General features: G+C 72.0%; 23 protein-coding genes. 18 read left to right on the forward strand and 5 right to left on the reverse strand.

The annotated features are described in order from the left end of the window. The first annotated feature begins 13 nt into the window (after nucleotides 1-13). Entirely contained in the window at nucleotides 14-3,712 is a 3,699-nt protein-coding gene (locus ACIP4Y_RS32705; RefSeq protein WP_401399382.1) for a helix-turn-helix domain-containing protein, read from the forward strand. 2 nt (nucleotides 3,713-3,714) lie between these two features. Further along, the gene (locus ACIP4Y_RS32710) at nucleotides 3,715-3,966 is read left to right on the forward strand and encodes a hypothetical protein (protein ID WP_401399384.1); all 252 of its coding nucleotides are present in this window, start codon (nucleotides 3,715-3,717) and stop codon (nucleotides 3,964-3,966) included. 307 nt (nucleotides 3,967-4,273) lie between these two features. On the opposite strand, the gene ACIP4Y_RS32715 is transcribed toward ACIP4Y_RS32710, so the two are convergent. From ACIP4Y_RS32715 to ACIP4Y_RS32730, 4 genes are all read right to left on the reverse strand, one after another. Beyond that, the gene (locus tag ACIP4Y_RS32715) at nucleotides 4,274-4,765 is read right to left on the reverse strand and encodes a hypothetical protein (RefSeq protein ID WP_401399385.1); all 492 of its coding nucleotides are present in this window, start codon (nucleotides 4,763-4,765) and stop codon (nucleotides 4,274-4,276) included. A gap of 242 nt (nucleotides 4,766-5,007) precedes the next feature. Further along, complete coding sequence (locus ACIP4Y_RS32720; RefSeq protein ID WP_401399387.1) at nucleotides 5,008-5,364, reverse strand: hypothetical protein; 357 nt, start codon at nucleotides 5,362-5,364, stop codon at nucleotides 5,008-5,010. Between the two features lie 59 nt (nucleotides 5,365-5,423). Further along, complete coding sequence (locus ACIP4Y_RS32725; protein WP_401399389.1) at nucleotides 5,424-6,743, reverse strand: hypothetical protein; 1,320 nt, start codon at nucleotides 6,741-6,743, stop codon at nucleotides 5,424-5,426. A 353-nt stretch (nucleotides 6,744-7,096) separates the two neighbouring features. Further along, nucleotides 7,097-7,507: a DUF4345 domain-containing protein gene (locus tag ACIP4Y_RS32730; protein ID WP_401399566.1), complete on the reverse strand. Its 411-nt coding sequence runs from the start codon at nucleotides 7,505-7,507 to the stop codon at nucleotides 7,097-7,099. Between the two features lie 91 nt (nucleotides 7,508-7,598). On the opposite strand from ACIP4Y_RS32730, the gene ACIP4Y_RS32735 reads away from it, so the two are divergent. From ACIP4Y_RS32735 to ACIP4Y_RS32810, 16 genes are all read left to right on the forward strand, one after another. After that, on the forward strand, nucleotides 7,599-8,252 hold the full coding sequence (locus ACIP4Y_RS32735; RefSeq protein ID WP_401399391.1) for a TetR/AcrR family transcriptional regulator: 654 nt from the start codon (nucleotides 7,599-7,601) through the stop codon (nucleotides 8,250-8,252). A gap of 890 nt (nucleotides 8,253-9,142) precedes the next feature. Continuing rightward, entirely contained in the window at nucleotides 9,143-9,892 is a 750-nt protein-coding gene (locus tag ACIP4Y_RS32740; RefSeq protein ID WP_401399393.1) for an alpha/beta fold hydrolase, read from the forward strand. Between the two features lie 64 nt (nucleotides 9,893-9,956). After that, nucleotides 9,957-11,213 (forward strand): acyl carrier protein, encoded by a 1,257-nt coding sequence (locus ACIP4Y_RS32745; protein WP_401399395.1) that lies wholly within the window; start codon nucleotides 9,957-9,959, stop codon nucleotides 11,211-11,213. After that, nucleotides 11,210-12,736, forward strand: coding sequence for a class I adenylate-forming enzyme family protein (locus ACIP4Y_RS32750; RefSeq protein WP_401399397.1), 1,527 nt, complete (start codon nucleotides 11,210-11,212; stop codon nucleotides 12,734-12,736). The genes ACIP4Y_RS32745 and ACIP4Y_RS32750 overlap by 4 nt, the downstream gene beginning before the upstream one ends. Further along, nucleotides 12,726-13,988: an alanine racemase gene (locus ACIP4Y_RS32755; protein WP_401399398.1), complete on the forward strand. Its 1,263-nt coding sequence runs from the start codon at nucleotides 12,726-12,728 to the stop codon at nucleotides 13,986-13,988. The genes ACIP4Y_RS32750 and ACIP4Y_RS32755 overlap by 11 nt, the downstream gene beginning before the upstream one ends. Nucleotides 13,989-13,998: 10 nt before the next feature. Beyond that, the gene (locus tag ACIP4Y_RS32760) at nucleotides 13,999-14,274 is read left to right on the forward strand and encodes an acyl carrier protein (protein WP_361464873.1); all 276 of its coding nucleotides are present in this window, start codon (nucleotides 13,999-14,001) and stop codon (nucleotides 14,272-14,274) included. Continuing rightward, nucleotides 14,271-15,506, forward strand: coding sequence for an acyl-CoA dehydrogenase family protein (locus ACIP4Y_RS32765; protein ID WP_401399401.1), 1,236 nt, complete (start codon nucleotides 14,271-14,273; stop codon nucleotides 15,504-15,506). Before ACIP4Y_RS32760 ends, ACIP4Y_RS32765 begins: the two co-directional genes overlap by 4 nt. Beyond that, nucleotides 15,499-16,674, forward strand: coding sequence for an acyl-CoA dehydrogenase family protein (locus tag ACIP4Y_RS32770; protein WP_401399403.1), 1,176 nt, complete (start codon nucleotides 15,499-15,501; stop codon nucleotides 16,672-16,674). Before ACIP4Y_RS32765 ends, ACIP4Y_RS32770 begins: the two co-directional genes overlap by 8 nt. Then, on the forward strand, nucleotides 16,671-17,372 hold the full coding sequence (locus tag ACIP4Y_RS32775; protein ID WP_401399405.1) for a 4'-phosphopantetheinyl transferase family protein: 702 nt from the start codon (nucleotides 16,671-16,673) through the stop codon (nucleotides 17,370-17,372). The genes ACIP4Y_RS32770 and ACIP4Y_RS32775 overlap by 4 nt, the downstream gene beginning before the upstream one ends. After that, entirely contained in the window at nucleotides 17,369-18,916 is a 1,548-nt protein-coding gene (locus ACIP4Y_RS32780; protein WP_401399407.1) for an amino acid adenylation domain-containing protein, read from the forward strand. The genes ACIP4Y_RS32775 and ACIP4Y_RS32780 overlap by 4 nt, the downstream gene beginning before the upstream one ends. Next, entirely contained in the window at nucleotides 18,913-19,473 is a 561-nt protein-coding gene (locus ACIP4Y_RS32785) for a flavin reductase family protein (RefSeq protein ID WP_401399409.1), read from the forward strand. The genes ACIP4Y_RS32780 and ACIP4Y_RS32785 overlap by 4 nt, the downstream gene beginning before the upstream one ends. Continuing rightward, nucleotides 19,470-20,816, forward strand: coding sequence for an MFS transporter (locus tag ACIP4Y_RS32790; protein WP_401399411.1), 1,347 nt, complete (start codon nucleotides 19,470-19,472; stop codon nucleotides 20,814-20,816). Before ACIP4Y_RS32785 ends, ACIP4Y_RS32790 begins: the two co-directional genes overlap by 4 nt. Then, nucleotides 20,813-22,003, forward strand: a complete 1,191-nt coding sequence (locus ACIP4Y_RS32795; protein WP_401399413.1) for a glycosyltransferase — start codon at nucleotides 20,813-20,815, stop codon at nucleotides 22,001-22,003. The genes ACIP4Y_RS32790 and ACIP4Y_RS32795 overlap by 4 nt, the downstream gene beginning before the upstream one ends. Nucleotides 22,004-22,137: 134 nt before the next feature. Further along, nucleotides 22,138-22,857 carry an HAD family hydrolase gene (locus tag ACIP4Y_RS32800; protein ID WP_401399415.1) on the forward strand — a complete coding sequence of 240 codons (720 nt, stop codon included), beginning with the start codon at nucleotides 22,138-22,140 and terminating at the stop codon, nucleotides 22,855-22,857. A 325-nt stretch (nucleotides 22,858-23,182) separates the two neighbouring features. Continuing rightward, nucleotides 23,183-23,482, forward strand: coding sequence for a hypothetical protein (locus tag ACIP4Y_RS32805; RefSeq protein WP_401399417.1), 300 nt, complete (start codon nucleotides 23,183-23,185; stop codon nucleotides 23,480-23,482). 1,002 nt (nucleotides 23,483-24,484) lie between these two features. Further along, the gene (locus tag ACIP4Y_RS32810) at nucleotides 24,485-25,918 is read left to right on the forward strand and encodes a hypothetical protein (protein ID WP_401399418.1); all 1,434 of its coding nucleotides are present in this window, start codon (nucleotides 24,485-24,487) and stop codon (nucleotides 25,916-25,918) included. Between the two features lie 13 nt (nucleotides 25,919-25,931). Here ACIP4Y_RS32810 and ACIP4Y_RS32815 read toward each other — a convergent pair whose 3' ends face one another. Next, nucleotides 25,932-26,705 (reverse strand): HAD family hydrolase, encoded by a 774-nt coding sequence (locus ACIP4Y_RS32815; RefSeq protein WP_401399419.1) that lies wholly within the window; start codon nucleotides 26,703-26,705, stop codon nucleotides 25,932-25,934. Nucleotides 26,706-26,711 lie beyond the last annotated feature (6 nt).

Consider the following 26,711-nt stretch of genomic DNA (forward strand, 5'->3'; position numbering starts at 1 on the left):
GAGATGGGGCGGTGTGGCGGGTCGGCGCGAGGTGCCGGTGGATCCGGCCGCAGGGCCGGTGCAGCGGTTCGCGCAGGAGCTTCGCAAGTTGAGGCAGGAGGCCGGCGGCCTCACCTACCGGGTCATGGCTCATCGCGTGGAGTATTCGGTCACCACGCTGTCCCAGGCGGCGGCGGGCCAGAAGCTGCCCTCCTTGGAGGTGCTGCTGGCCTACGTGCGCGCCTGCGACGGGGATGAGGATGAGTGGCGGGAGCGCTGGCGCAAGGCGGCCGCACAGGCAGCGGCTGCGTCCGGCGAGGGGGGTGCCACGGACCCGCCTCCCTATCGCGGCCTGGCCCGCTTCGAGACGGTGCACGCCAAGCTGTTCTTCGGCCGTGAGGGGTTGACCGGCCGACTAGTGGACATGGCCCGTAACCGCCGCTTCACCGCCGTATTCGGCCCGTCCGGCAGCGGCAAATCCTCGCTGCTGCGCGCCGGGCTGATTCCCCGGCTCCGCGAAGGCGATGACTCTGCCCTGCGTCCGGCGGCGATCCGCGTCCTGACTCCCGGCGAGCATCCGGTGGGCACCCACGCGTCCCGCCTGAACCCGGTGCCTGACACGGACGCGGAAACGTGGCTGATCGTGGATCAGTTCGAGGAACTGTTCACCCTGTGCCGGGATACCACCGAACGCACTGACTTCATCGAGCGGTTACTGGCCGCCGCCGCCCCTGGCAGCCGGCTGCGCGTGGTCGCCGCGGTTCGGGCGGACTTCTACGCACACTGCCTGGAACACCCAGGCCTCACCGCGGCGCTGCGGGACGCCACCGTTCCGGTCGGGCAGATGAGCCGTGAAGAACTACGGCAGGCGATCGTCAGACCGGCCGCCGCGTCCGGGCTCGTCGTGGAGCGCTCTCTGACTGCCCGACTGCTGGACGAAATCGAGGGGGAGCCGGGCGCGCTGCCGATGCTGTCGCACGCGCTGCTGGAGACTTGGCACCACCGCACCGGACGCACCCTGACCGAGGCCGCCTACGAAGCCGCCGGCACCCTGCACGGTGCGATCGCCAAGACCGCCGAAGATGTCTACAGCCGCTTCACCGAAAGCGAGGCAGGCACGGCCCGCCGTCTGTTGCTGCGCCTGGTCACTCCTGGCGACGGCACCCCCGACACCCGTCGGCCCGCAGAACGTGCTGAGCTGCAGGCCACCAGCGGTCAAGAGACCCCTCAGGTTCTGCAGGCTCTGTCCGCCGCGCGCCTGCTCACCTTCGACAACGATGCCGTTGACCTGGCCCACGAGGCCCTTCTGACCGCCTGGCCCCGGCTGCGCGGCTGGATAGAGACCGACCGCGAACGTCTCCGCGCGCACCGGAAGCTGACCGAAGCCGCCCGCGCATGGGAAGAGCTGGGTCGTGACGCTGGGGCTCTATACCGGGGTACCCTCCTTGACACCGCGCAAGAGCACTTTGCGAGTGAGTCTGCGGAGGACCTGACTGATCTGGAGCAGGACTTCCTCACCGCTTGCATTACCGGACGCGAGCAGGAGGAACACCTCGCGGTCCGCACCATGCGGCGACTGCGCGCCCTCACCGCGACGCTGTCCGTCTTGTTGGTCCTGGCCGTCACGGCGAGCTTGCTCGCCTGGCAGCAGAGTCGGGACAGCGACCGGCAGCGGCAGAAGGCCGACGCTGAACGGCAGACTGCCCTGTCCCGGCAATTGGCCGCCCAGTCCGCCGCGCTCATCAACACGAACTCTGATCTCGCCGCGCTCTTAGCCATCCACGCCTACCGCAGCAGCCCCACCACACAGGCCGTGGAGAGCCTCTACGCCGCAACGACTATCCCCTTACGCCACCGTCTCACCGGCACCCACGGCTCCGTGGTCTCGGTGACGTTTCGTTCGGACGGCCGTCTGCTGACCGCCGACGACGACGGCACAGTACATCTGTGGGAACCCCCTACCGGCCAGCTTCGCAAGACCTTCCCAGACAGCGTTTACGTCCCCGCGGTGTTCAGCCCGGACGGCCGCACCGTCGCGATCACCGACAGAGCCGGCGGCCTGACACTGTGGGACACCCGCACCGGCCGCGCCCGCAAACGACTGACGGCTTCTGACACCTCACCGGCGGCGTTCAGCGCAGACGGCCACACCCTCGCCACCAGCGACAGAACCGACAGCCTGACACTGTGGGACACCCGCACCGGCCGTCACCGCTTTAGCCTGCCCGCCGGCTCGAGCATGTCGTGGGCATTCAGCTCGGATAGCCGCACCCTCGCCACCGGCGACAACGCCGGCGGAGTGACACTGTGGGACACCAGAACCGGCCGCAGCCGTCAAACCCTGCCATCCCATGCGTCCCCGGTCAGCGCGCTGGCGTTCAGCCCGGACGGCCACGCCCTCGCCACCAGTAGTGCCGGCACGGGACTGGAACTGTGGGACACGGACACCGGCCACCGCCGTAAGACCCTGGACGCGTACACAGCCCCCGTGGCGTCCATGGCGTTCAGCCCGGACGGCCGAACCCTCGCCACCGGCAGCAACGATCACGTCGTCAGACTGTGGGACGCGAACACCGGCCGCCTCCGCAGCAGCCTGACCGGACACACCGGCGCGGTACTCGCCATGGCGTTCAGTCCCGATGGCCGCACCCTCGCCACCGGCAGCGCCGACCGCTCCATCAGGTTGTGGGACACACCAGCCGAGCAATCCCGGATCCTCTTCTCCGAGCACTCCAAGAAGGCGGCCTCAATGGTGTTCAGTCCAGACGGACGGACAGTAGCCACCAGTAGCAGCGGCCATCAAGCAGTGCAGCTGTGGGACGCCGACACCGGCCGTCTCCGCACGGCTCTGCCCTGGCCTGGGAAAACTGGTGCACTTCCCGCGCTGGCCTTGAGCCCTGATGGCCACATCCTTGCTACCAGCAGCCCCGCCCGCGGGGTCGAGCTGTGGGACGCGGACACCGGCCGTTTCCAAAAGAGCCTGGTCAGCTACATCGGTGAGCCGTTCACCTTGAAGTTCAGCCCTGACGGCCGCGTCCTTGCCACCAGCAGCTTCGCCCGCGGAGTCGATCTCTGGGAAGTAGCCACCGGCCGTCTTCGCAGCAGCCTGACCGGACCAAAGGTAGCGGTGCCCGCGTTGGCATTCAGCCCGGACGGGCACACACTCGCCACCGGCAGCGCGGAAGGAACCGTGCGGCTATGGGGCGCAAGAAGCGGTGAACCCGGCCGCGCGCTGACCGGGCACACCGGAGCAGTACTTGCAATGGCGTACAGCCCGGACGGCCGCACGCTCGCCACCGGCGGTGAGGACCGCACGATACGACTGTGGGATCCGACCACCGGCAGCAACCGCAGCAGCATCCCCGGGCACACCGCCCCTGTACTCGCGGTGGGGTTCAGCCCGGATGGCCGCACGCTCGCCACCGGCGGTGAGGACCGCACGATACGACTGTGGGATCCGACCACCGGCAGCAAGCGAATCACGTTTTCGGAACTCACTTCTGCTGTCAGCACCTTCGTTTTCAGTCCGGACAGCCACGCTCTGACCTCCATCAGCGACGACAGCACGATACGGGTCAGCAACGTCGCCCTTCCCACCCCCGGCACAGCGATCAACAAGCTCTGCCGAGCCCTGGACCGCAACCTCACCCGGCAGGAACGCCGGATGTACCTGCCGGACCAACCTGCGCGTGCCGCATGCCCCCACCAAGCGCGTCGTCGCCCTCATCGCTGACGGTGCTGCGCCAGTTCGGAGGCGGCATCGACGACGCTCATAGACGAGGCCACCGCACGTTCCTCACCAGCTGCCGCGTACTCGGAGAAGTCGTCGACATCACCCGCGAGCCATGGGCGCGGATCGCGCCGTTGATCGACGCGAGGGCGTTCAAGTACCGCACCGGGACACCGTGGATGGATCTGCCCGAGCGCGGCGGGTCATGGAAGGGTGTGCACAACCGGCTACGGCCCCGGGCAGCCGACGGCACCTAGGAACGCAGCCTGACCGCTCTGCTCGCCGAGGGCGACCCTTGCGGGCACCACCCTCCACCCGGCGCCGTGCCGGCTCCCTGCCGAGCGGTACGACGGACCGGCCGGCACGGGCTCGCCACCGAGGACGGGAGAAGCGCGTACCCCTTGCCCGGCGGAAGGGAGCGCGGTTCCTGCGGCAGCGGGGCTCACGGCCTGCGGGCCACGCTGCGGTGGGCGGTCACCCAGTGGCGGCGGTCGGGTCGGTGCCAGGGCCGCACTTCGACGCGTGCCCAGTCGTGGATGCGACGCCTGACCACCCGCCTCACGGTCAGCCGGTCCGACGGGCTTCGTCCGGCCACACCACGTCCACGGGCATTCCCTGCGCCCGTGCCCGGAGGACCACGTCCGCCGTGCCCCCGCCCTTTCCGCTGGGCGGCTCCCCGTTCCAGACGGCCACGAGTCGATCGGCGTGTTCCAGGAGGGCGGCGTTGGCGGCGTCGTAGGCAGCACGGTCCGCCGTCTCGTGCGGCATGATCACGACCTCGTCGGCGGCTTCGACGAGGTGGTCGAAGAGGGGCGCGTGGCGTGGGCCGACAACGGTACGGCGGTAGTCGCGGGAGGGGATGATCGCGACCAGCCGTCCGCCGTTGGCCAGTACGGACTGGGCGAACACCGAGTCGGAACCCTCGGCGATGCACGAGACGCCGACGAGTGCGCCGTCGCGGGCGTACCGCCGGAGCAGCCCGTCCAGGGCGGCGCGGATGGCAGGGACGCTGTCCGCGGCCAGATCCATGTGGCCGGTCACCGCGATGGTTGTCATGGACCGTCCCCTTCACCTCGACAGAGGGATCCTATCCACCGAGGGCCCTGGCACCGTCCTTGCCGCCGGACGGTGGGCTCACCTCGTCACCTCGTCACCACGGCCCCGAAGGCCACGAGGTACGACAGCGCGAAGACGACCGGCACCCACTGCTCCACGTGCGTCAGCGGCATGTATGTGCGCCAGTCGCGGCCCTCGCCGAGCGCGCCCCACTCCGCCCGCGAGTACGCGTAGGCTGGGAGCTACGCCTCGAAGGCACCGATCACCGCGTACTTGGCCGCGTTGAGTTGCCGGTACGAGCGCACCATCACATACCAGGCCATGCACTGGGCGAGAAGGATCAGCAGTCCTGCCACCAGTACCCACGCGGAGGAGTGCGGCAAACCCGCGCCGGACCCGACGGCGAGGGCGCCGACGACCGCGGTGTTGAGCGTGAGGAAGAAGGTGTTGGTGAGATTGCGCCGGGAACTGACCCGGTCGGCCATCTCGACGCACAGCTTGTACTGCTCCAGTATCGCCGCCTGGTACTTGGCGGTGGCGTCGCAGAAGTCCGACGGGCTGACGCCCTCGTTCCAGAGCCTGTCGTCGATGCCGGCCATGCGTTCATGATGGCCGAACTCCCGTTGCGGCCGGATTGATTCCGCCAAACGGGTTCGGCTCAGTCTCCGCAACCCTGTTGACCGGGCGACGGCTCCGCCGGGCGCTCCCAGGGCTCCCATGCCGGAAGCCGGTCGAGCACCGGGCCCAGTTCTTTTCTCACCGACCCCAGCACCCGGTCGCGGTGCCTGGTTCCCGAAATCTTGTCGCTCCCGAAGAAGACGAAGTGCGGGCTCCCGCCGTCGTCGAAGTAGACCGCGCCCTTCAGCGAGAGCTTGTCGGCCGGCTCCCCTTCCGGATAGGGCGGCAGCGCCGGGGGTGGCCAGGGAGCAGGGACGCCATCCCCTGTGGGGCTTCGGGCCGCCTCGGCCGGGGCCGTGCCGGCCGCGGCGCGAAACTGCTCGTAGGTCTCCCGGCCCGGGACGAGCAGTACGAGGCGCCGTGCGGGCAGCAGCCGCACCGCCTCCGAGAATTCCCACTGCAGTCCGGCACCGGGACCGACCGCGATGACCACCAGTCGGGCCCGCAGCATCAGGTCGCGCACCGTGTCCTGCCAGTCGTCGATCGGCAGGTACAACCGCCGGGCTCCCACCAGAGGGAGCCTTTCTCCGGGGCGGCCCACGGCCACCATCGGTGCCACGGGCTTGAGCACCTCGGCGAGTTGCTCTTCCTCCGTAAGGCCGGACAGGCGGAAGTCCGGCAGCACGGCGCCCGGTCCGGGAGCTCGGTGCTCGGTCTGCTCCAGCATGGTGCGCTGAAGGTCGTCCTCGAAGGACCTCAAGTAGAGGGAGTAGGAACCGCTTCGCAGGTCCCTGGGTGACTGGATGACCTCGGAAAGGTGCTGTCGCCCGAGCACGGCGAGTTGCCGGGCGCCGGACAGGAGCGTGTACCCGGATGCCGAGGCCAGGGGAATCAGGAGGTCGAAATCCCACCAGGGCACCGAGAGGTCGTCCCGCCAACTGCTGTTGACCGCGTTGAAAGCGGCGATCGCCAGGAACAGCCGCACTGGAACGAACGTGTTCCCGGTGGGAGGTCTGCGCAGAATGACCGCCCGGTAGACGACAGCCAGGACTGCTCCCGCGGCGACCGCGCCGGCCAGGGCCGCCGCCAGGTACCACCACTCCTCGTGTGCGTCGGCGAGTAAGGGCCCTTCCGGCAGTCTTGTCTGCTGCCAGTGGTGTACGGCCACGAGTGCCAGGGCGGCGCCGACGGCACCAGTCGGCCACGCGATGATTGTGAGGAACCAGCCCCAGGCGGCCGATTGCCGGGGCGCCGCGGGAAGTGCCGCGCGGGCCGAGGCCCCCGACGAGCGTGATGTCTGTGCCGTACGGCCGGTGTCGCACCCGTCGGCGTTCGCGTGGTCCGTGTTCTCCTTCGACATACTGCCGCCCCCGTCCCAGGCGACCCTCGACCAGGCCGGCCGACCACCGCCCGCTTGTCCACCAGGATGACAGATGGTGCGTCAAGTCAGCCTCGTTGTCAGGTCGTTGCCGGTTCTTCCCGGTAGGCGGCGAAGGGAGGACTGGCCCCTTCAGTCCTTACTGATGGCGCCGGACCCTCTCGTGTCCCGGGCGACAGGGCTCATTCGGCAGGTGCTGCAGGCCGCTGCGCTTGGGCCCGGCCGAACACGTACAGCACGTCCAGCACGGTGCCGACCAGCCCGTCCTGGCGCTCGCCCGCCTGGTGAAGTCCAGCGAGCTCCGACGTATACCCGTTTCGACGATCACGCGTTCATCAGCCGGCGGACGCGGCCTCCACGTCGCTGGGCACGGCCCTCTCCTCTGCATGTGCCAGCCAGAAGAAGACCGGCGGCAGGCTGAGCTCGATCACCGCCAGCGCGATCTGGAACCACTGCGGCCACCCGTGCACGGCGAGCGAGAGCAACCGGCCCACGCCGCCCAGCAGGAACACGCCGGCCAGCCACCGCACCGCCCGAGCCGGGATCGGACGCTGCTGCGCGGCCCAGAGCCAGGCCAGCCCGTAGCCGACGAAGCTGGCGCCCATGAAACGGCCCCAGCTGTCGACCGTGGCACCGGGGGAACCGGCTCCGGGAATCGCCGCGTTGCCGAGTGCCACATGGAACAGGCCGATCGCCACGCAAGCCCAGCCCATCAGCTGCGTGAGTACGCGCAGAGCCCTGGCCATAATCCCCCCAAGCCGTATCGTGCAGAGCTTATTTGACATGTGTCTACTACCTTGGATGCTCTAGTAGACGCATGTCAACTAGGCTTCATGCGTGCCTCCTCGCCAGCGACTCTCCCCCGCCGACCGCCGTGCCCAACTCCTCGCCGTCGGCGCACGGCTCTTCGCCACCCACCCTTACGCCGACGTGCTGATGGAGGATGTCGCGGAAGCGGCCGGTGTCTCCCGGGCCCTGCTCTACCGTCACTTCCCCAGCAAGCAGGCCCTCTTCGCGGCCGTTTACCAGCAGGCGGCGGACCAGCTGCTCGCCGAGACCCGGCTCGACCCCGCTGCCTCCCTGGTGGAACAGCTCGAACAGGGTTTGGACGTCCATCTCGACTACTTCGTCGCGAACCGCAACGCCGTCCTCGCCGCCAACCGGGTCCTCGCGGGTGACCCGGTGATCCAGACGATCATGACGAACGAGCTGGACGCGCTCCGTACGCGGCTCCTGGCTGTACTCCCTCTTGCGGACGAGAGTGCCCACGAGGCTGTGTCAGGCGTCCTGAAGAGCTGGCTGGTCTTCGTCCAGGTCCTTTGCGTCGACTGGCTCACCCACGAGACCTGTACCCGCGCCCAGTTGCGTGACGTCTGCATCGGCGCGGCGATCGGCGCCCTCCGGCCGCTCCTCGCAGAGGACCCCGCCCCCGACTGGCCCCAGCAAGGGCCCGGTGCGGGTGCCTCCGGCCTGCCGTACCGCAATGCGTAGGGAGCCCAGCCTCGCCACCCTGGATCTGACCCTGATCCACGACACAGGCGTCGCCGCAGGGGGTCGGTTGCGGTGGCGAAACAGGTTCCGGTGGGACTTGCCCGGCTCCCGGTCTTCGTTCGCCTCCGGAGCCGTGTCGCCCCCCGGAGTGCTCGGTCCGCCAGCGACATGGGCGTCACCGCTCCACTTCCTCCTGAAGGTGGAGCCGTTCAGGCCCGCGTCCGGAAATACGCTGCCGATGCCGCACGCGTCGAGTCGCCCGGGAATCGCCGGGTTTCCGCTTCGTGCGCCGCAGCCGTCCCGGGTCCGCATGGGCAACACAATAGACGGGGGGACGAGGGGTTACAAGTTAAAGAAGGTTGGTTATTTAATTGACCATTGGGATAGGCTTCCTTTACCGAACCCTTTGATTGTCGAGCGTCGGCGAAGAATGGGGTGGCCTGATCTGCACCCTGACGGCTTGTGACGCAAGTCACTCGCCAGGAGTGGCGGGGAGAGGGAAGTGGTGCGGTTGAGCTGCCGGGTTCGTTTCTGGAGGTGAGCCGGGGCGGTCGGGCGGAGTGCCGCCACCGGAGGGCTCAACGGCTCGTTGCCGAGATCAAGCCACTCTCCGACAGCCGGGCTTGGCTTGCCTCGTGAGGGGAAATCGGGACCGTTGACCTGCGCGCGGGGTTGATTGACAGAAGACAAGGTGGCCGTTGAAATGACATCAACGGGCTCCGCTTGCCGCGCCCGGTCATTGCAAATCGGGGACAGAGCCTGAGGCTCATCCGTTTTCCTGTCACGAATGAAAAGTCCCCTCATTCATCAGCCCTCAGCGACCGGCGAGCCGTCAGGAGTGAATGGTGACGGAAACTACGTGCCGCCCCCTGCGCGCATCCACCTCTCTCATGTCCGCCTTCGGCCGCCGCCCCGGCCCCCTCACAACCCTGTTCCTGCACCCGTCGGGCGGTGGGCTGGGCCAGTACATGGCCGTGATCTCCCGCCTGAGCCGTCGCGGACCCGTGTACGGGATCAGAGCGGCCGGTCTCCAGCCGGGTGAGACGCCCGACGACAGCGTCGAGGCCATGCTCCAGCGGTACCTGCCCCTCCTGCGCACGCTTCCCGGGCCGCCCGACCTGCTGCTGGGATGGTCGCTCGGCGGCGTGCTGGCCTGGGAGCTGGCCGTCGCGCTGGCCGCCACCGGACACCGTCCCGCCGTGGTCATGGTGGACAGCTTCGCCGAGCCGTGGTCGGCCTGCCACACGGGCCCGGGGGAACTGCTGGGCCGGATCCTCTCCCAGTCCTCGTCGCCGGAACCCGGCGCCAAGGAGCGGCTGGAACGGACGGCGACGGCACATCTCAAGGCCTCCGCCGAGCACCACGCCTCCCGCCACTACGACGGCCACGTGCTCCTGATGCCCTGCGCCGGGGGCGAGCGGGAGGCGCAAGTGGCCGCCTGGGCACGCAGATCGCCGCGCCTGGTCACGCGCGACCTGCCGTGCGGCCACTTCGAGGTGTTCCAGCCGGGACACCACCGCCTGATGACGCGTCACCTCGACACCTTCCTCAGCGAACTGCCCCGCGGCAGCGAGCCCTCTGGCGAGAGCCGGCCGTCCGCGGAGAGCCGACTGTCCACCGTCGCCGGGAGGCACGGATGACCCCACCAGTCCGAGGAGTACCTATGACACGGCAGCCCGACCGGACGCGTACGGGAGAGCGCGGATGACCGCCTCCGCCGGGTACGCGTTCCCCGCCCACCTCTTCGACTGCCTGCAAGTGAACCTGGCCGAACGGGCCGACCACTGGCACGGCCCCGGTACCGCCCTGCGTCTGGGCGCGGTCCTGCGTTTCCGCCCGGCCACCGCAGTCCCGTCCGTCTCGGTCCCGTCTGCCGACGCATCGGGACTGCCCACTGTCGAACGCACCGCCGCGCAACAGCTGGACGACGCCCGGCGGTATCTCGGCCTCGCCGTCCGCAGCGTCGACCACGGCTGTCCGTTCGGCGCCGTCCCGCCCGGCGAAGGCCGTTACGTGGTGGCCGACGCCTTCTTCCTGCCCTGGGTGCCGTACCACCGGCGGCAGCACATGGACCACAGCTTCCTGCTGCTGCCCGGCGAGGGTGGGCGCGGGGCCGTGTGTGTGCGGGACGGCTACCTCAACGACACTCCCTGGGGCAGCGCGCGCCCCGGGGTGTGGCGGCTCGACCGCGCCGCCCTCGCGGATCTGGACACGGTCGGACTGAGCGTCGACCTCGCCCCGGCCGAGCCCTCCCCGCTCCCGCCGCCCGTGCCCGTACTGGACCTGGCCGGCGAGGAGGAGACCGACACGTACGTCACGGCATACGAGCAGCACCCCCACCGGACCGCGGCACTGCGGCGGCTGACTCTGGAGACATGGCTGCTCGGCCGGGGCCGTGAACTGCACGCGGCCTTCCTGGCGCGGTACGCGGCCGGCGGGGTCACGGAGCGGGTGCGGGAACACGTGACGGCGTGGAAGACGCTGACCGAGCAGGTGTACCTGGCCTACCGCCGGGTCGAGCGGGGCCGTGCGGAGCCCGTCGGGCCGCTTGGGCGGCTGCGGGAGCTGCTGCTCGCCGACCCCGGCGTGTTCGCCCGCCCGGACAGCGACGTCGTACCGGCGGCACGGCCGGACGACACGGCGGCGGGCACCGGGTGTGAGGTGCCTGGGCGCGGGGCCGGCGACCCGCGCGCCGTCATCGCCTCGGTGGCCGCGGAAACGCTGGGCGCCGATCCGGCGGCCCTGCTCGCCGGCGCGTCGCTGAGCGAGCTTCCCGAATTCAACTCCTTCCGGATCGTGGAGCTGGTCGAGCGGCTGGAGGAACGGTTCCGCATCGAGTTCCGCGCCGACGACCTGGTCCCAGAGAACCTGCGCCGCGTCGACGACCTCCACCGGGCCGTCGAGCGGGCGACCCCGGCCTCCCCGACCCTGGCCACCGCACAAGCGGAGAGGACACGATGAGCCCCCAGTCACCGCCCCCGGCTCTGCTCCACGACCTCCTCGACCACGCGGCCGAACGCCGGCCGCACGCCCCCGCGTTCACCGTCGCGGAGCACACGCTCGGCTACGCGGAGCTGGCCCGCGCGAGCAGGCACGCGGCGCAGTGGCTCCGGTCGGCGGGCCTGGACCGAGGCGACCGCTTACTGCTCGACGCCCGGCTGAGCCCCCTGCTGCCCGTGCTGGTGTTCGCCGCCGCACGGATCGGCGCGGTGTTCTCCCTGATCCACGAGCAGGTGCGCGGGTCGCAGCTGGAGCACATCCTGGACGACAGCGAACCGGCCCTCTTCTTCTCCGACACACTTCCGTCCCTGGACATCGCCTCGCGCAAGGGCGTACGCACCATCAGCAGCCCCGACGTCACCGCCCTGCTCGGCTCCCGGCACGGCGTGGTACCGGAGCCGGTCACCCCGCCCCTCGCGGTCGACCCGGTCTGCATGATCTACACATCCGGCACGACCTCGCTGCCGAAGGCCGTGGTCAGCACCCACCAGCAGATGGTGTTCGCGGCCCAGGCCATTCAGCAGGTGCTGCGCTACGACGGCGACGACGTCGTCTACAGCCCCCTCCCGCTGTCCTTCGACTACGGGCTGTACCAGATCTTCCTCAGCGTGCTGGGCGGATCGCACCTGCACCTGGCCACGCCGGGCGACGCCGGACCGGCGCTGGTGACCCGGCTGACCAGCTGCGGCGCCACGATCCTCCCGGCCGTGCCGTCCCTGGCCGAGGGCCTGGCCGCGCTGCTGCGGCGCCGCCCGGGCCGCGCCCCGCAGACGCTGCGGATGCTCACCAACACCGGCGCGGCGATGCCCCAGCAGACGCTGGACGACCTGAGGGCGGCCCTGCCGCGGCTGCGGGTGCACCTGATGTTCGGGCTGACCGAGTGCAAACGCGCCACCATCATGCCCGCCGACGGGGATCTGGAGCGGCCCGGCTCCAGCGGCAGGGCCCTGCCCGGGACCGAGGTCTTCGTGATCGACGAGGAAGGACGGCGCTGTCCTCCCGGCGAGACCGGCGAGATCGTCGTACGCGGCCCGCATGTGATGAGCGGCTACTGGCGCCGGCCGGAGGCGACCGCGCAGCGTTTCTTCCGCGCCGACGGACTGTTCCCGCAGCTGCGCACCGGTGACTACGGCTGGCTCGACGACCAGGGCTACTTGTACTTCACCGGCCGCCGGGACGACCTGTACAAGGCGAACGGCTTCCGGGTCAGCGCCGGCGAGGTGGAAGCGGCGGCGCGGCGGACGGCCGGGGTGGAGAGCGCGGCAGTGCTGCCGCCGGCGCAGGACCGGCCCGTCACGCTCTTCGTCACCGGGGCCGTCCGGCCCGAGGAGGTCCTCCTCGCCTTGCGCGAGGAGATCGAGGACTTCAAGATCCCCGCACGGTGCGTCGTCCTCGACGCGCTGCCGCTGACCGGAAACGGCAAGGTCGATCGCGACGGCCTGGCCGCGGCCCTCCGCGCGGAAGGGCACGCCCATGCCGGTTGAGTCCCCCGCCCCCGTGCTGCCGGCGCAGGTGCTCACCGCGGCACCCACCCCGGCCTACGTCTACGACCTGGCGGCCGTCCGCCGCAACCATGCCCTGCTGCGGGCCGCGTTGCCGCAGGAGAGCGGCCTGTACTACTCGCTCAAGGCCAACCCGCACCCCCTGCTGCTGGCGGAGCTGTGCCGCTGCGGTGCCCGCGCCGAGGTCTGCTCCACCGGCGAACTGCGCGCCGCCGTCGAGGCGGGATGGCCGGCGGCGGAGATCCTCTACACCGGTCCCGGCAAACGCGACGCGGAACTGGCCGAGGCCCTCGACCGGGGCGTCCTTCTCTTCTCGGTCGACACCCCGCACGCCCTGGACCAGCTGGACCGTCTCGCGGCGGAACGGGCGGTGCGCGCCCGGGCGCTGCTGCGGGTCAACGACGACCAGCCCGTCCCCGGGCAGGGGCTGGCGATGACCGGTGTGCCGTCCCAGTTCGGCGCGGACACCTCCTGGATCCTCGACGAGCCGGAGCGCTTCGGCCGGCGTGCCCACACCGACGTGGTGGGACTGCACCTGTACATGGGGACGAACCTGACGCGCGCCGACGACCTGCTGGGGCAGTTCACCCGGTCGGTGCGCACGGCCCGCCGCCTCACCGAGGCCCTGGCACCGCACGGCATGCGGCTCGACGTCCTCGACCTGGGCGGCGGGTTCGGCGCCCCGTTCGCCTCGGCCGGGGACACCGTGGACCTGTCCGCGCTGCGGCCGCGGCTGACGGCCCTGCTCGACGCGGAGGTGCCCGGCCGGCGCACCGGCGCGACGGAGGTGGTGTTCGAGTCCGGCCGCTATCTCGTCGGCACCGCCGGGACCCTGGTCACCTCGGTGCTCGACGTCAAGCGCTCGCACGGCCGGGACGTCGTCGTCCTGGAGTCCGGCATCAACCACCTGGGCGGGATGTCGGGACTGCGCCGGCTGCCGCCGCTGCAACCGCACCTCGTCGCCGACCCGGCGACCGACCGCGGCGGCTCGCTCAGCGCGCTCGTCACCGGGCCGCTGTGCACCCCGCTGGACGTGTGGGCCCGCAGCGCCGAACTGCCCGCACTCCGGCCCGGAGACCGCGTCGCCGTACCCAACACCGGGGCCTACGGCCTGTACGCCAGCCTCGTCGCATTCCTAGGGCATCCGCTGCCGGCGGAGGTCGTCCACGACAGCGAACGGCCCCGGCAGGCGCCGCACATCAGCCACTTGACCCTGACCCGCACCGCTGACTGAGGAGCACGGCATGGACCAGCGTTTCATCGACGTACTCACCCCCTACCTCAGGTTCCACAACGGCGAGCCGATCGGCCCCGACTCCGACCTGCGGGCCCTGGGCCTCGACTCCATGCAGGCCATCGAGGTGCTGTTCGCCATCGAGGACGCCTTCGGGGTCGCCCTCCCGGACGACGCGATGAACGACACGACCTTTGCGACTGCCGGCAACCTCTGGAAGGAAGTGCAGGCAGCGCTGACCGCCCAGGACAACGGCTCCGGCGGGGTACCGGTGAGCGCCGCATGACCACCTCGCTGCTCACGGACCCCGACATCGGGGCGACCACCCGCACGGATGCGGACACGGCCTCCGCGCGCGCCCGGCGCCGGCACCGCTTCGCCGAACCAGCGGCACGCGTCGCGGCCGTCGCCGCCGAACACGCGGCACGGGCCGACACGGAGTCCGCCTTCCCGTCCCAGGCGCTGGACGAGCTGCGCCGCACCGGGCTGCTCGGACTGATGGTGCCCGCCGCCCACGGCGGACTCGGCGGAGACATCGCCGACATGGTGCAGGTGAGCACGGACCTCGGCCGCGCCGACATGTCCGTCGCCATGATCTTCGCCATGCACTGCCAGCAGGTGGCCGCGATCGTACGGCACGCCCGCCCGGCCCTCCGCGACCGGCTGCTGCCGGAGATCGCCGCCGGCCGGCGCTACCTGGCGTCGGTGACCACCGAGGCGGCGACCGGCGGCCACCTGCTGAGCGCCCAGTCACCCCTGGCGGCCTCGGACGGCGCGCTCGTTGTCGACCGCTTCGCCCCGATCGTCACCGGCGGCGCCCACGCCGACGGCTTCCTGATCACCATGCTCGCCCCCGACGCGGCTTCCCCGGCACAGGTCAGTCTCGTCTACGCCGACCGCGAGGAACTGGACGTCGCCGCGCAGGGGGACTGGCAGGCCATGGGAATGCGCGCCAGCCACAGCCTGCCGCTGCGGCTGACGGGCCGCGTGCCCGAGGACCGGGTCGTCGGCGAGGCGGGCGACTTCAGGACGGTCATGACCTCCACCTTCGCCCCCATGGCCCACCTCGGCTGGTCCGCGGCCTGGCTCGGCACCGCCGCCGGCGCCCTGTCCCGGGTGCTGCACCTGCTGCGCTCACCCGCCGGCCGGGCTCGGACGGACCTGCGGTCGGAACTGCTGCTCGGCAGACTGTCCCAGGCCCGCCGCCGGCTGGACCAGGTGCATGCGCTGCTGACCCAGACCCGGACGACGGTCGAGCAGGCCGAGGACCTCAGCCGGCCCGCGGTGCAGTTGCAGCTGAACGCCCTGAAGATCACCGCCTCGGAGGAGTGCCGCCGGGCCGTGGACGACCTGATCGAAGCGGTCGGTATGCGCCACGGCTACCTGAAGAACTCCCCCACGCGACTGGAACAGGCCCTGCGGGACCTGCGCTCGGCGAGCTTGAACTACCACAACGACCGGCTGCACCTGGCCGACGGCAAACTCGCCCTCCTGGACCCGGAGGTGACCTTTGCCTGAGCAGACCGCCCTCCGCCCGCCCGGCCGGCACCACGCGCGACGCGATCCCGTGGACGACGGATTCCGTACCGTGCTGGCCCGGGCCCTCGACCAGGTCACCGAGGGCGGTGACGCCCGTACGGTGTGGGAGGCCCTCGGGGACCACGGCGTGCTGCGCGGCCTGTACCGGGACACGGACACGGGCGGCGCGACCGTCGACCCGGCGCGGCTCGGCGCGCTGCTGCACGCCGTGGACGAGCGGGGGGACAACGGCGTCACGCTCACCGTGCTCGTCCAGGCAGCCAGCGCACTGCCGTTGCTGTGCACCGGCACCACCCGGGCCTGCACCGCGCTGCGGGAGCGGGTGCTGGACGGGCGGGCGACCGTGGCGCTGGCCGCGACCGACTCCGCGGCGCCGGGTTCCGAACTCACCGCGCTGGGCACCGAGGTGCGGTGGGACGAACGGACACTGCACCTGAACGGGGGCAAACGGTGGGTCTCCGGAGCGGGTTCGGCCGACCACCTCCTGGTCCTGGCCCGGCACCGGCCGGGACGGCACTTCACCAGCTTCACGTGGGTCCTCGTACCGGCCTCCGCCGCCGGCGTGCGGATCGAGCCCGCCGACACCGGAGGGCTGCTGGCCTCCGCGGCTCTCGGGCACGTCCGCCTGGACGACGTCCGGCTCGACGTGGACCACCTGGTCGGCCGGCCGGGCCGGGCGATGGCCTCCTTCGCCCGGCACATGGCCACCGAACGGCTCGCCGGCGCCCAGTGGGCGGTGGCCCTGCTGCGCCGCACCCTGACCGCCACCCGCCGGCACCTGACGGCCCGGCCGGCCGGGGAGGGAACGCTGTGGCACAACGCCGCGATCCGGCAGGACTTCGCCGCCTGCCTGGTACGGACGGAACAGCTGCGTGCCCTGGTGGAGGCGACCGTCCGGACCGCCGACGGCAGACCCGACCTGAACGCCGCCGCGCTGCTGAAGGCGGCCGTGGGCCAGACCGCCGACGACGTCCTCAGCCGCTGCGCGCAGCTGCAGGGCGCGGACGGGATGACCGCCGGCGGCGCGCACCACGTCCGGGCGGAGGCGGCGGTCCTCGGCCTGGGCGGCGGGGCCACCGAACTGATGCTGGCGCACGTCGCCGACGCCGCGGACGTCCTGCTCGACGGCCCTGGGCCGGTCCCGTGACGGTACTCAGCCCCGCCCCGGACGTCTGGGTCCTCATCGGCCCCCGGCAGCGCTGGACCGGGCTGCGCCCCGCACCGGCGGACCGCACGGCGGCGGACGGACTGCCGCCGGCGCGGGCCGCCGAACGGCTGGCCGGCCGGGCGGCCCTGCGGGAACTGCTGCGCCTCGCGCGACCGGAACTCGCCGACGCCCCCGTGGTCACCGACCCGCGCGGCAAGCCCTGGCTGGCCGGCCACCCGGAGGCGGGCATCAGCGTCTCCCACGACGACGGGACGGTCGCCGCGGCGCTCGCCCTGCGCGGACCGGTGGGCGTGGACGTGCAGCACGCCCCCCTCGCGGCGGCCCCCGGCATGGTGCGCCGCTGCCTGGGCCGGCACGCGCCCTCCCTCGACCGGCTGCTGCCCGCACAGCGGGCCCGCGAGCTGGCCTGGGTGTGGAGCGTGCAGGAAGCCTGCGTGAAGGCCGCCGGCAGTGGCCTGTCCGGCCGCCCCTGGACCATCGACGTGCCGGCCGGCCGCACCCGGGGCCGATGGCGCGAATACCGGTGGTTCAGCTTCCGCGGTCAGTCGGACACGCCTCTCAGCTGTGCCTTCTTCGACCCGGCCGCTCCCGGCCCGACGGTACCCGCCCGGCTCGCTCCCGCCCCGGCCGTCCTCGCCCCTCCGCCGGCCCACGCCCCCCACGTACGGAAAGGATGATCGTGCACGCAACGCTGTACGCCTGGTTCGAGGCGAGTGCGGCCCGATACGGCGACCACACCGCGCTGGAGGTGGGCACCGACCACCTGACCTACCGGGAACTGCGGGACCTCGCCGGACGGATCGCCGGCTCCCTCGTGGCCGCGCAGGGCACCGTGCCCCGCACCGCCGGGCTCGCCGCGACCCGGAGTGTCCGCAGCTATGCTGCCTACCTCGCGCTGCAGCGGCTCGGGACGGCGGTCGTGCCCCTCGCGCCCGCCGCGCCGCGTGAGCGCAATGCCCGCATCGCCGCGGCCGCGGGCCTCGACGTCCTGCTCACCGACGACCCCTCGGTCCGGGCCGGCGACGTCCCGTCCTTCCCGCTGGACAGGGTGAGCCCCGCCGCCGGTGCAGCCGAACCGCCCCGCGGCGACCCGCACCCGCAGGACACCGCCTACGTCCTGTTCACGTCCGGCTCGACCGGGGTCCCCAAGGGCGTCCCCATCACCCATCGCAACGTGTGCACCTACCTCGCCCACGTACGGGAGCAGTACGCCCCGCAACCGGGCAGCCGGCTGTCGCAGACGTTCGACCTCACCTTCGACCTGTCGGTGTTCGACATGTTCGCCGCCTGGGCCGGCGGCGCCACCCTGGTGGTACCCACGCAGCAGGACCTGTTCGCCCCCGTCCGGTGGGCGGCCGACCGTCGGCTCACCCACTGGTTCTCGGTGCCGTCCCTGGTCTCCTACGCCAAGCGCATGCGCAGTCTGCGCCCCGGGGCCCTGCCCGACCTGCGCTGGAGCCTGTTCTGCGGGGAACCGCTCACCCTCCAGCAGGCCGATGCGTGGGCCACCGCCGCCCCCGGCAGCACCCTGGCCAACCTGTACGGGCCCACCGAACTGACCATCAGCTGCGCGGCCTACGTCCAGCCCCGCGACCCGGCGGCCCGGCCGGCCACCGCCAACGGCACCGTGCCGATCGGCACCGTCCATCCCGCCCTCGAACACCTGGTGGTGGACGAGTCGGGCCGGCCGGCCACGACCGGTGAACTGCTGGTACGGGGACCCCAGCGCTTTCCCGGTTATCTCGACCCCGCCGACAACACCGGGCGCTTCGCCTCCTTCGACGGTGACCGCGCCGTTCCCGTGTCCGCCGCGGAGGGTCCCGGGGAGGAGCACTGGTACCGCACGGGCGACCGGGTGACCCGGGCCGAGGGGAACCTCGTGCATCTCGGCCGGCTGGACCAGCAGGTCAAGGTGCGCGGTTACCGGGTGGAACTCGGCGAGGTGGAGGCCGCGCTGCGCGGGCAGCCCGGGGTCCACGACGCCGTCGCGGTCACCGTGGAGGGGCCGGGCGGCGACCTCGTGATCGAAGCGGTGTGCACGGGCACCGCGTCTGCGGACGACCTCGTGCGCGCCCTGCACGCGGAACTGCCCGCCTACATGGTCCCCCGCAGCGTCACGCGCTGGGACGAGCTGCCGCTCAACGCCAACGGCAAGATCGACCGACGGGCGGTCACCTCCCGTCTCACCGCACGGCCCCACCAGGAGGCGAGCCGCTCATGACCACCCGCACCACTCCGCCGGCCGCACCCGCACCGGCCCACGCCACTCTGCGGTCGGCACCCGGTTCCGTTCCGGCCCGCACCGCGCCCGTCGCGCCCGACGCCTACCGGGACGCCATCTCGCTGCTGCCCACGGGCGTCTCGGTCGTCACGGCCGTGCGATCGGGCGCTCCGGCCGGCTGCACGGCGAACGCCGTCATGTCGCTGTCGCTGGATCCCCCGAGCCTGCTCGTCTCCCTGACGACCGGCAGCCGTACCCTCGCCGCGGTCACGGAGGCCGGGACCTTCGCCGTCAACGTGCTGGCCTGGCCCGACCGGCACCTCGCCCAGCGCTTCGCCACCGCCGCACCGCACGAACGCTTCGAGGGCGTCACCTGGTCCCTCGCCCACGGAGCCCCCGTACTGACCCGGTCCACCCTCACCGCGGTGTGCGAGGTCAGCGAGGCGGTTCCCCTCCTCGACCACACGATCGTGGCCGGCGCCGTGACCTGGCTGCGCACGGAGAACACCGAGCCCACCGTGCTGTACCGTCACCGGCAGCACGTCCTGCGCCCATGACCGACGTCACCGAATCCGCACCGCGCACGGGCGGCCCCCCGGCACTGCCCGTCTACCTCACGGCCGCCGCCCTGGCCCGCACGGCCGACGAGGGGGCCCGCGTCGCGCTCGTCATGCTGGCCGCACAGCGTGCCGACAGCCCGGCGCTGGGCGGCGCGCTGGTGGCCGCGCTGATGGTCCCGCACGTCGCGGCGGCGCCGGTTGCCGGGGCCCTGGCCGACGCGGTGAGACGGCGCCGCCTCTTCCACGGCGGCGGGGTCGCCCTGTACGGCGTGGCGCTCGCCGCGCTCGCCGCCCTGGTGGGCAGGACCGGCGATCTCGTGGTCCTCGCACTGGCCGCCGCCGCGGGATGCGTCGCACCCCTCCTCACCGGTGGACTGACCAGCCTGCTCGGGGAGTTGCTGCCCAAGGACCGGCTCACCCGGGCGTTCAGCGCCGACGCCGTCTCCTACAACCTGGCCGGCATCTGCGGGCCCGCTGCTGCCGCCGCCCTGGGTACGGCGACGAGTGCCGCCCTCGCCCTGGCCGTGCTGGGCGCCGGAGCGACGGCGGGCGGCCTGCTGCTGTTCTCGCTGCGGCTGCGGCCCAGGGCCGGGATGCGGGGGCGCGGGGCCCGGCCCCGGCCTGCCGGCCTGCTGAGCGGGGCGGCCGTACTCGTCCGCGACCGCCCGCTCCGGTCGGTCACCTGGGCGAGCAGCCTGGGCCAGCTGGGCGTCGGGGCGCTGCCCGTCGTGAGCGTGCTGCTCGCCCGCCGGTACGACGCCCCCTGGGCGACGGGCGGCCTGATGACCGCGTTCGCCGCGGGTGCCCTGGCCGGGTCGCTGGGCTACGCCTACCGCCCCGTGGGCGAGGAACGGCCGGAGCGCGTGGTCCTCTGGGGCCTTCTGGGCACGGCTTTCCCGCTCGCCGCGGTGCCCTGGTCGGGCCACGTCCTGGTGGCCACGGTCCTGTTCGCCGCCGCCGGATTCTGTACCGGCCCTCTGTTCAGCGCGCTGCTGGCCAGCCGCGAACGGTACGCGCCCGCGGCCGTCCGCACCCAGGTCTTCACCCTCGGCGCCGGACTCAAGAGCACCTTCGCCGCCGCCGGGGCAGCCGCGGCCGGCGCCCTCAGCGGTCTGGGAGCCGCGCCCCTGCTGCTGGGCACCGCCGCCTGCCAGGTGGCCGCCGCGGCAGTGGGCCGTGTCCTGCTGACGGGCCGCCGTGCCCAGGGGACCTGCCCGGCACCCGCCCCGGTGCGGAACGCTCCCTCCCGCCCTGCCGGCACCCCGTCGGGCACCACCCCATCGGACACCACCTCGGACCCCTCGGACCCCTCGGACCCCTCGGAGAAAGGCCACCCGTGAAGATCCTCTTCGAACCCCTCGGCGGCGCCCTCGGCATCGGAGCCATCACCCGATGCCTCGCCATGGCCCAAGCCGCCGTCATGCGCGGTCATCAGGTCGCCTTCCTCGCCCCCGAGGGCTACCCGCTGATGGACGAGCTGGCACTCGGTCCGCGGTTCCCGGCTCCCGCGCCCGTACGGCCCCCCGAGCTGGTGGGCACCGGGGAGGCCGACGGCTTCACCGAGGCCGTCCTCATCCGGGGCATGGCCCAGCCGGACTACGCGGACCGGGCGATCGCCGCGGAGCTGGACGCCTACCGCACGTTCGCCCCCGACATCGTGGTCACCGAGATGCAGCCCACCGTGCCCATCGCCGCGCACCTGACCGGCATCCCCTTCGCCTGCACCATCTCCAGCCCCAACCTGTCCCTCTTCACCGGGCCCCCGCGCTCTCCCGGCCGACTGGAGGAAGTGGAGGCGACCTACGCGAGCCTGTGCGAACGGCACGGCCTGCCCCCGATGCCGCTGGAGGAACTGCTGCACCACCGGGCCGCCCTCAACATCGCGCCGACCGCGGAGATCCTGGAACCGGCGCTCGGCGCGGTACCGCGCACCCGTTACGTCGGACCCGTGCTGTTCCCCTCCCTGGAGCTGGCACCGGCGCCCTCCTACCCGGCGGGCACCACGCGGATCCTGGTCTACCTCAGCTTCGGCGCGGTCAAGCTCGCCGAGTTCCTGCCGGTGGTCGGCAAGGCCTTTCCCGGCCCGGAGTTCAGCGTCGTCGTCGCCGCTCGCGAGCCGAGCGTCGCCGGGCGAGCGGTCCCGTTCCAGCAGGACAACATCGTCGTCGCGCCGACACCCGGGATGACCCGCCTGCTCAGCGACACCGACCTGCTGATCACCCGGGGCGGCCAGAACGCGCTGATGGCCGCGCTGCTGGCGGGCGTACCCGTCATCGGCACCCCGGGCCGCAGCCCCGAACCCATCTACAACCTCGGAACGCTCCAGGCACACGGCGCGGCGCGCACGCTCCTCGACGAGCCCACCGCCGACGACCTGGTGCAGGCGGCACACGCCCTGCTCGACGGGAAGGCTGCTCGGCGTGCGGCCCGTCTCGGGGATCTGCTGCGCCGTCACGGCGGGGCGACGGAAGCGGTGCAGGCGCTGGAGGAGACGGTCCTCCACCGCACGCCCGCCCCAACTCCCTGACCCTTCCCGCTTCTCCACGGGGCAAGGGGGAACACAGGACCGAGTACAAGAGCAAGCACCACACCAAACAGGAAACCGAGTTCGCACCCGGCTCCGGGCCCCTCCCCGGAGCCGAAGACGGCCCAGGGAGCCCCATGTCCGCCCACGGTGACGCCGGCACACCCGTCACGGCGAGAGCCGCCCTCTTCGACCTCGACGGCACACTGATCGATTCCGAACCCAGGAGCCGGGCACTGTGGCGACGGCTCTTCGCCGGCCACGGCATCGAGTGCGGGGAGGACATGCTCGCCGGCTTCAGCGGGCGGCGCAGCAGGGAGGTGATCGAGGAGCACCTCCCACGGTTCGGCAGGCACGCCACTGCGGACCAGGTGAGACAGGAACTCACCGCGCTGAACGGCGAACCGGACCTGCCTCCCGTCCGGCTGGTCCCCGGCGCCGACCGGCTTCTGAAGCGCCTGCGCCGGCACGGGGTGGCGCTGGCCGTCGTCACGTCCGGTGGCCGTACCTACGCGGACGACCACCTGACGCGGTGCGGCATCGCCGGCCACTTCACCACCGTGGTGAGCGCGGAGGACGTCACCCACGGCAAACCGGACCCCGAGGGTTATCTGCTCGCCTGCCGGCGGCTGGGCGTCGCACCCGGCGAAGCGGTGGTCTTCGAGGACTCTGCAGCGGGCCTGCAGGCAGGCCGGCGCGCGGGCGCCCGATGTTTCGCCGTGGGCCAGGCGGCCAGGACACCCGCCCTGCGCCGGCTGGCCGACCGCGCGGTCGAGGACCTGGCCCAGGCGCCGGTCACCGGCCCCACCGACACGGACGCGAGCCGGCGCCGCACCGGTACGGGTGCGGCCGGGTAGCCGACGGCGGTCCCGTCTCGCCTGCGTGCGGCCGGCCAAGGTCGTCACCGGCACCGAGAACGTGGACCGGCTGCTCGCGGCCTTGCCCGCCAGTGGGGTGTCAAGGCCGGTCAGGCCATCGAGGGCCTAACACAGGGTGAGCCGTCGCTACCGCTGGTGACGCAATGCGGACAGGACTCCGATGCCTGCAGTGTCGTGAGTGTGCGGGGCATGCGGACGGGTAGGCGCGCCGTCTGGCCGTGACCGCACCACTGCCGGAACACGTGTCACGCGTCGTCCCACCGAGACGGACAGGGCGACGCGGTCCGGCAAGAAGGAGAAGATCATGCAGATGACTGGACGGATCGCGATCATCGGCGCTTCCACGGTGCTCGCCGCAAGCGCCCTGGCGATCGGCAGCGGTCCCGCGACGGCGACCACGGCCCAGACGCCCGAGCACCATCCGGCCGTCGGCGTACCGGGGGGCGCTCAGCACTCCCCCGACCGCCACCCTGCCGCCCGGCAGCCCACGGACCCGTGGATCGAGGACCAGCTGGCGACCTTCTACCCGTCGTCCAAGCAGCGGCTCGCGGTGTTCGACCCCTGGGTCAAGGACCAGCTCGCGCTGTTCCAGACCGGCCGGTGAGTGGGACGAACGGCCACGTTCGAAACTCGGCGGCGTGACGTACGCGGACATGGCGGGGGGCAGACCGTCGAGCGAGGCACCTGCGCAGGTCAAGATCAGCCAAGACGTGGGCCATCCGGTCCCAGGCTCTTTCCCTGCTACGGCGGGTGGGCATTTGTATGCCTTGGCGGCGTGGTCACCGGCGCCCTGGCCACGGCAGCAACCGATGTGCCCATGGCGCGGCTGGCGATCCGGGGGCCGGTGCGCGTGGCACGGCACCCGGTAAGCCGAGGGCGCGTGGAAGGGGCACTGCCCAGTCCGGTGGGTCGGCCGCGGGCACGCACTGGTGCCCAGGGCGCACCCCGCCCAGGCCACATGCCAGGCACTCGAATGGTCTCCGGCGGCAGGGTGCCGGAGACGTGACCTCCCGCCCGCCCAGATGTCGGGCCGACGACCCGCGCCCGGGGGTGACGCCCATGGCGCCGACGGTCTGGTCCAACCCCCATCATCCGGCAGTGTTCGCGCGGACTGCACCCGCCGGCGATTTCCACTCACCGGTCAACGGTCAGCCAGCGAGTGGACCTGCGCCATCGGCATCCCTCCCGTCCACGACGAGGTAACGGGCAGCAGGCCAGAGGTCGGGGTGGATGCCCGCGGCGGGTCCGTTCCACTCGCCATCAGATGGCATGCGCGTTCGACGGCCGGCGTCGGCCGGGCGTGCCCGCTCACGCCGTGGAGCAGGTGAGGGCGAGGGATCATCTGGTGGCCGTACGCGGCTCATGCTCGCGCCGTCACCCGTCCGGCCGTCATGTCATTCGCCCGATCCTGTGGGGGTGCGCACCGGCCAGGGCCCTGGACAGCCGCCTGTTCGGCCGCCACGGCCCACCGACCGGAGGGGCCCACCCGCCTTGTTCGAATTGACGCCGGGCGGCCACGGCCTCGTACTGAACACGACGGGCTCCTGGCGACAGTTTCCCCGTCAACTTCCATCATCTGCAACCTCTCCCCTCTCAGGGAGCCACCATGACGGTGCAGCAACAGACAGCAACGATCCCGACGGTTCTCGTGTACGAGGACGACCCCGGATTTCCTCCCCGGGTCAACATGCCCGTACCGCATCCCGTCCCCCAGCTCGACACGCAGCCGTTCCCGATGGCCATCGCGGACAACGCGCCGCAGCCTGACGGTGCCGGGCCGGGCACCGAGGCGTTCCGCTACTGGGTGGCGGCCGATGCCCTCAGCAGGGCCGCCCAGACCTGGGGTCCGCTGGTTCCCACCGGAACCCAGTGGCACACGACGGTCGGCCGCGCCCTCACCACGCACCTCAACGCGGGAGTCGACCTCAACGCCTACTACGACCGCAAGGGCCTGTGGTTCTTCCGCAGCACGGTGGCCGGGGTCACCGTCGCCGCCTGCGAGAGTCCCGAGGTCGTCGCGCACGAGACGGGGCACGCGGTCCTCGACGCCCTGCGCCCCCAGCTGTTCCACGCCGCGAGCGCGGAGACGGCCGCCCTGCACGAAGCCTTCGGCGACATCAGCGCACTGCTGACCTCGCTCCGGCTGGAACAGCTGCGGATCGCGGTGCTGGCCGAGACACAGAGCGACCTGGAGCTGTCCTCGCGGGTGTCGAGGATGGCCGAGCAACTGGGCGCCGCGATCCGGCAGGGACACCCGAACGCGGTCGACCCGGACTGCCTGCGCAACATGTCGAACAACTTCTTCTACCGCGACCCGGTCCATCTGCCGCCCAGCGGGCCCGCGAACACGCTGTCCAGCGAGCCGCACTCGTTCTCCCGGGTGTTCAGCGGCGCGTTCCTGAAGATCGTCGCCGGGATCTTCCGCCAGCAGGACCTGCAGGACCAGGCCGGCCTGGCCAGGGCGGCCGAGATCGCGGGACAGCTGCTGGTGGACGCCGTCGTGGCCGCGCCCGTGGTGTCCGCGTACTACGCGCAGGTGGCGGGTCACATGATCGCCGCGGACCAGCGCCGCAACGGCGGCACGTACGGCCCGACCCTGCGCTCGGCGTTCGTCCGCCACGGCATCCTCTCCCTGGAGGCCGCCACGGCCATCACGGAGCCGGAGGTGGCTCGCCGGGGCGCCGGTATGGCGGAGGCGACGCCGGGCGGCAGCGAGGAGGAGGGGCTGACGGCCGTCACGGTCCACGGGGCGATGTACGGCATCACCCAGCCCCTCACCCTGTCCGCCCCCGCACAGGAACGACGCTTCGGCATCGCGAGTTCCGACCCCGCAGGCGGCTCGGTGCGGCCCGCCGACCCCGAGCAGGTCGCCACGTCGTACCTCGAGGACCTCTTCCGGCGGGGCCGCGTCCACGTGCCCGAGGAGAACCGGACCGCCACGGCGATCGTCGACGACAGCCCCTCCCGGCTGAAGACCCACGAGATCACCCGGAGCACGACCGGTGAGGGTCTGGCCCTGGTCCGGCGGTGCTTCGACTGACTGCTCCACCGGGTCAACGGAAGCGCAGGCGGCGGACGGTGAGCCGTCCGTCGTCCTCGCACGTGACGATGTGCGTGGTACGCGGCGTGGGCTCCTCGCCCTCGTACACCGCCTCGCCCCGCGCCAGCAGATCACTGATGAACTTTTCGGACGCCCGGCGCTCGGCGTCGTCCATCGGTGTGCCGTCCACCGGTTCCTGCAAGTCCACCGGGAAACCGGCGCGTTCGAGCGCTTCGGCGCCCCGCGCGGTCACCATCGTGAGCACGAGCCGTTCGGAGACGCTCCGCACCACGACGGCCTCCGTGTCGTTCACGGCTGTGGTCAGCTCGGGCAGGCCCCGGCCGTCCGGCAGCTCGATCCGCGCCCGGTGCACGGGACGGTTCTCCGTCGCGGCGCGCGCGAACACCGGGTCGGCCGCCGTGCGCATCCCCGCCTCGCGGGCGAACGCGCGCTCCCGGGCGTCTTCGCCCACGAAGACACAGTCGCCTACCGTGGCTTCCCCCGCGCCGGCGATCGCGCGGTCGAAGATCTCGCGACCGTCCTTCGCCCCCCAGTGCACCAGTGCCTCGTCCGTGAACCGCCCGGGGAACGCCGCACGCAGTGCGGCCGCGGCACGTGACGCGGCATCGTCGCCCGGTCCGGGGTCGGAGATGATGCCGGTGCGTACGTCTCGGAGGGCGTCGAGCACGGCCATGACGCGCGGTCGGGGGCGCAGTGTCAGAGAGCCGTCGGGTCCCACACGGGCGTCCGCCAGCGTCGCCCCGACGTCGAAGAAGATCACAGGCATGTGGAG

It is taken from the genome of Streptomyces sp. NPDC088810 (assembly GCF_044750305.1).
GTDB lineage: Bacteria > Actinomycetota > Actinomycetes > Streptomycetales > Streptomycetaceae > Streptomyces.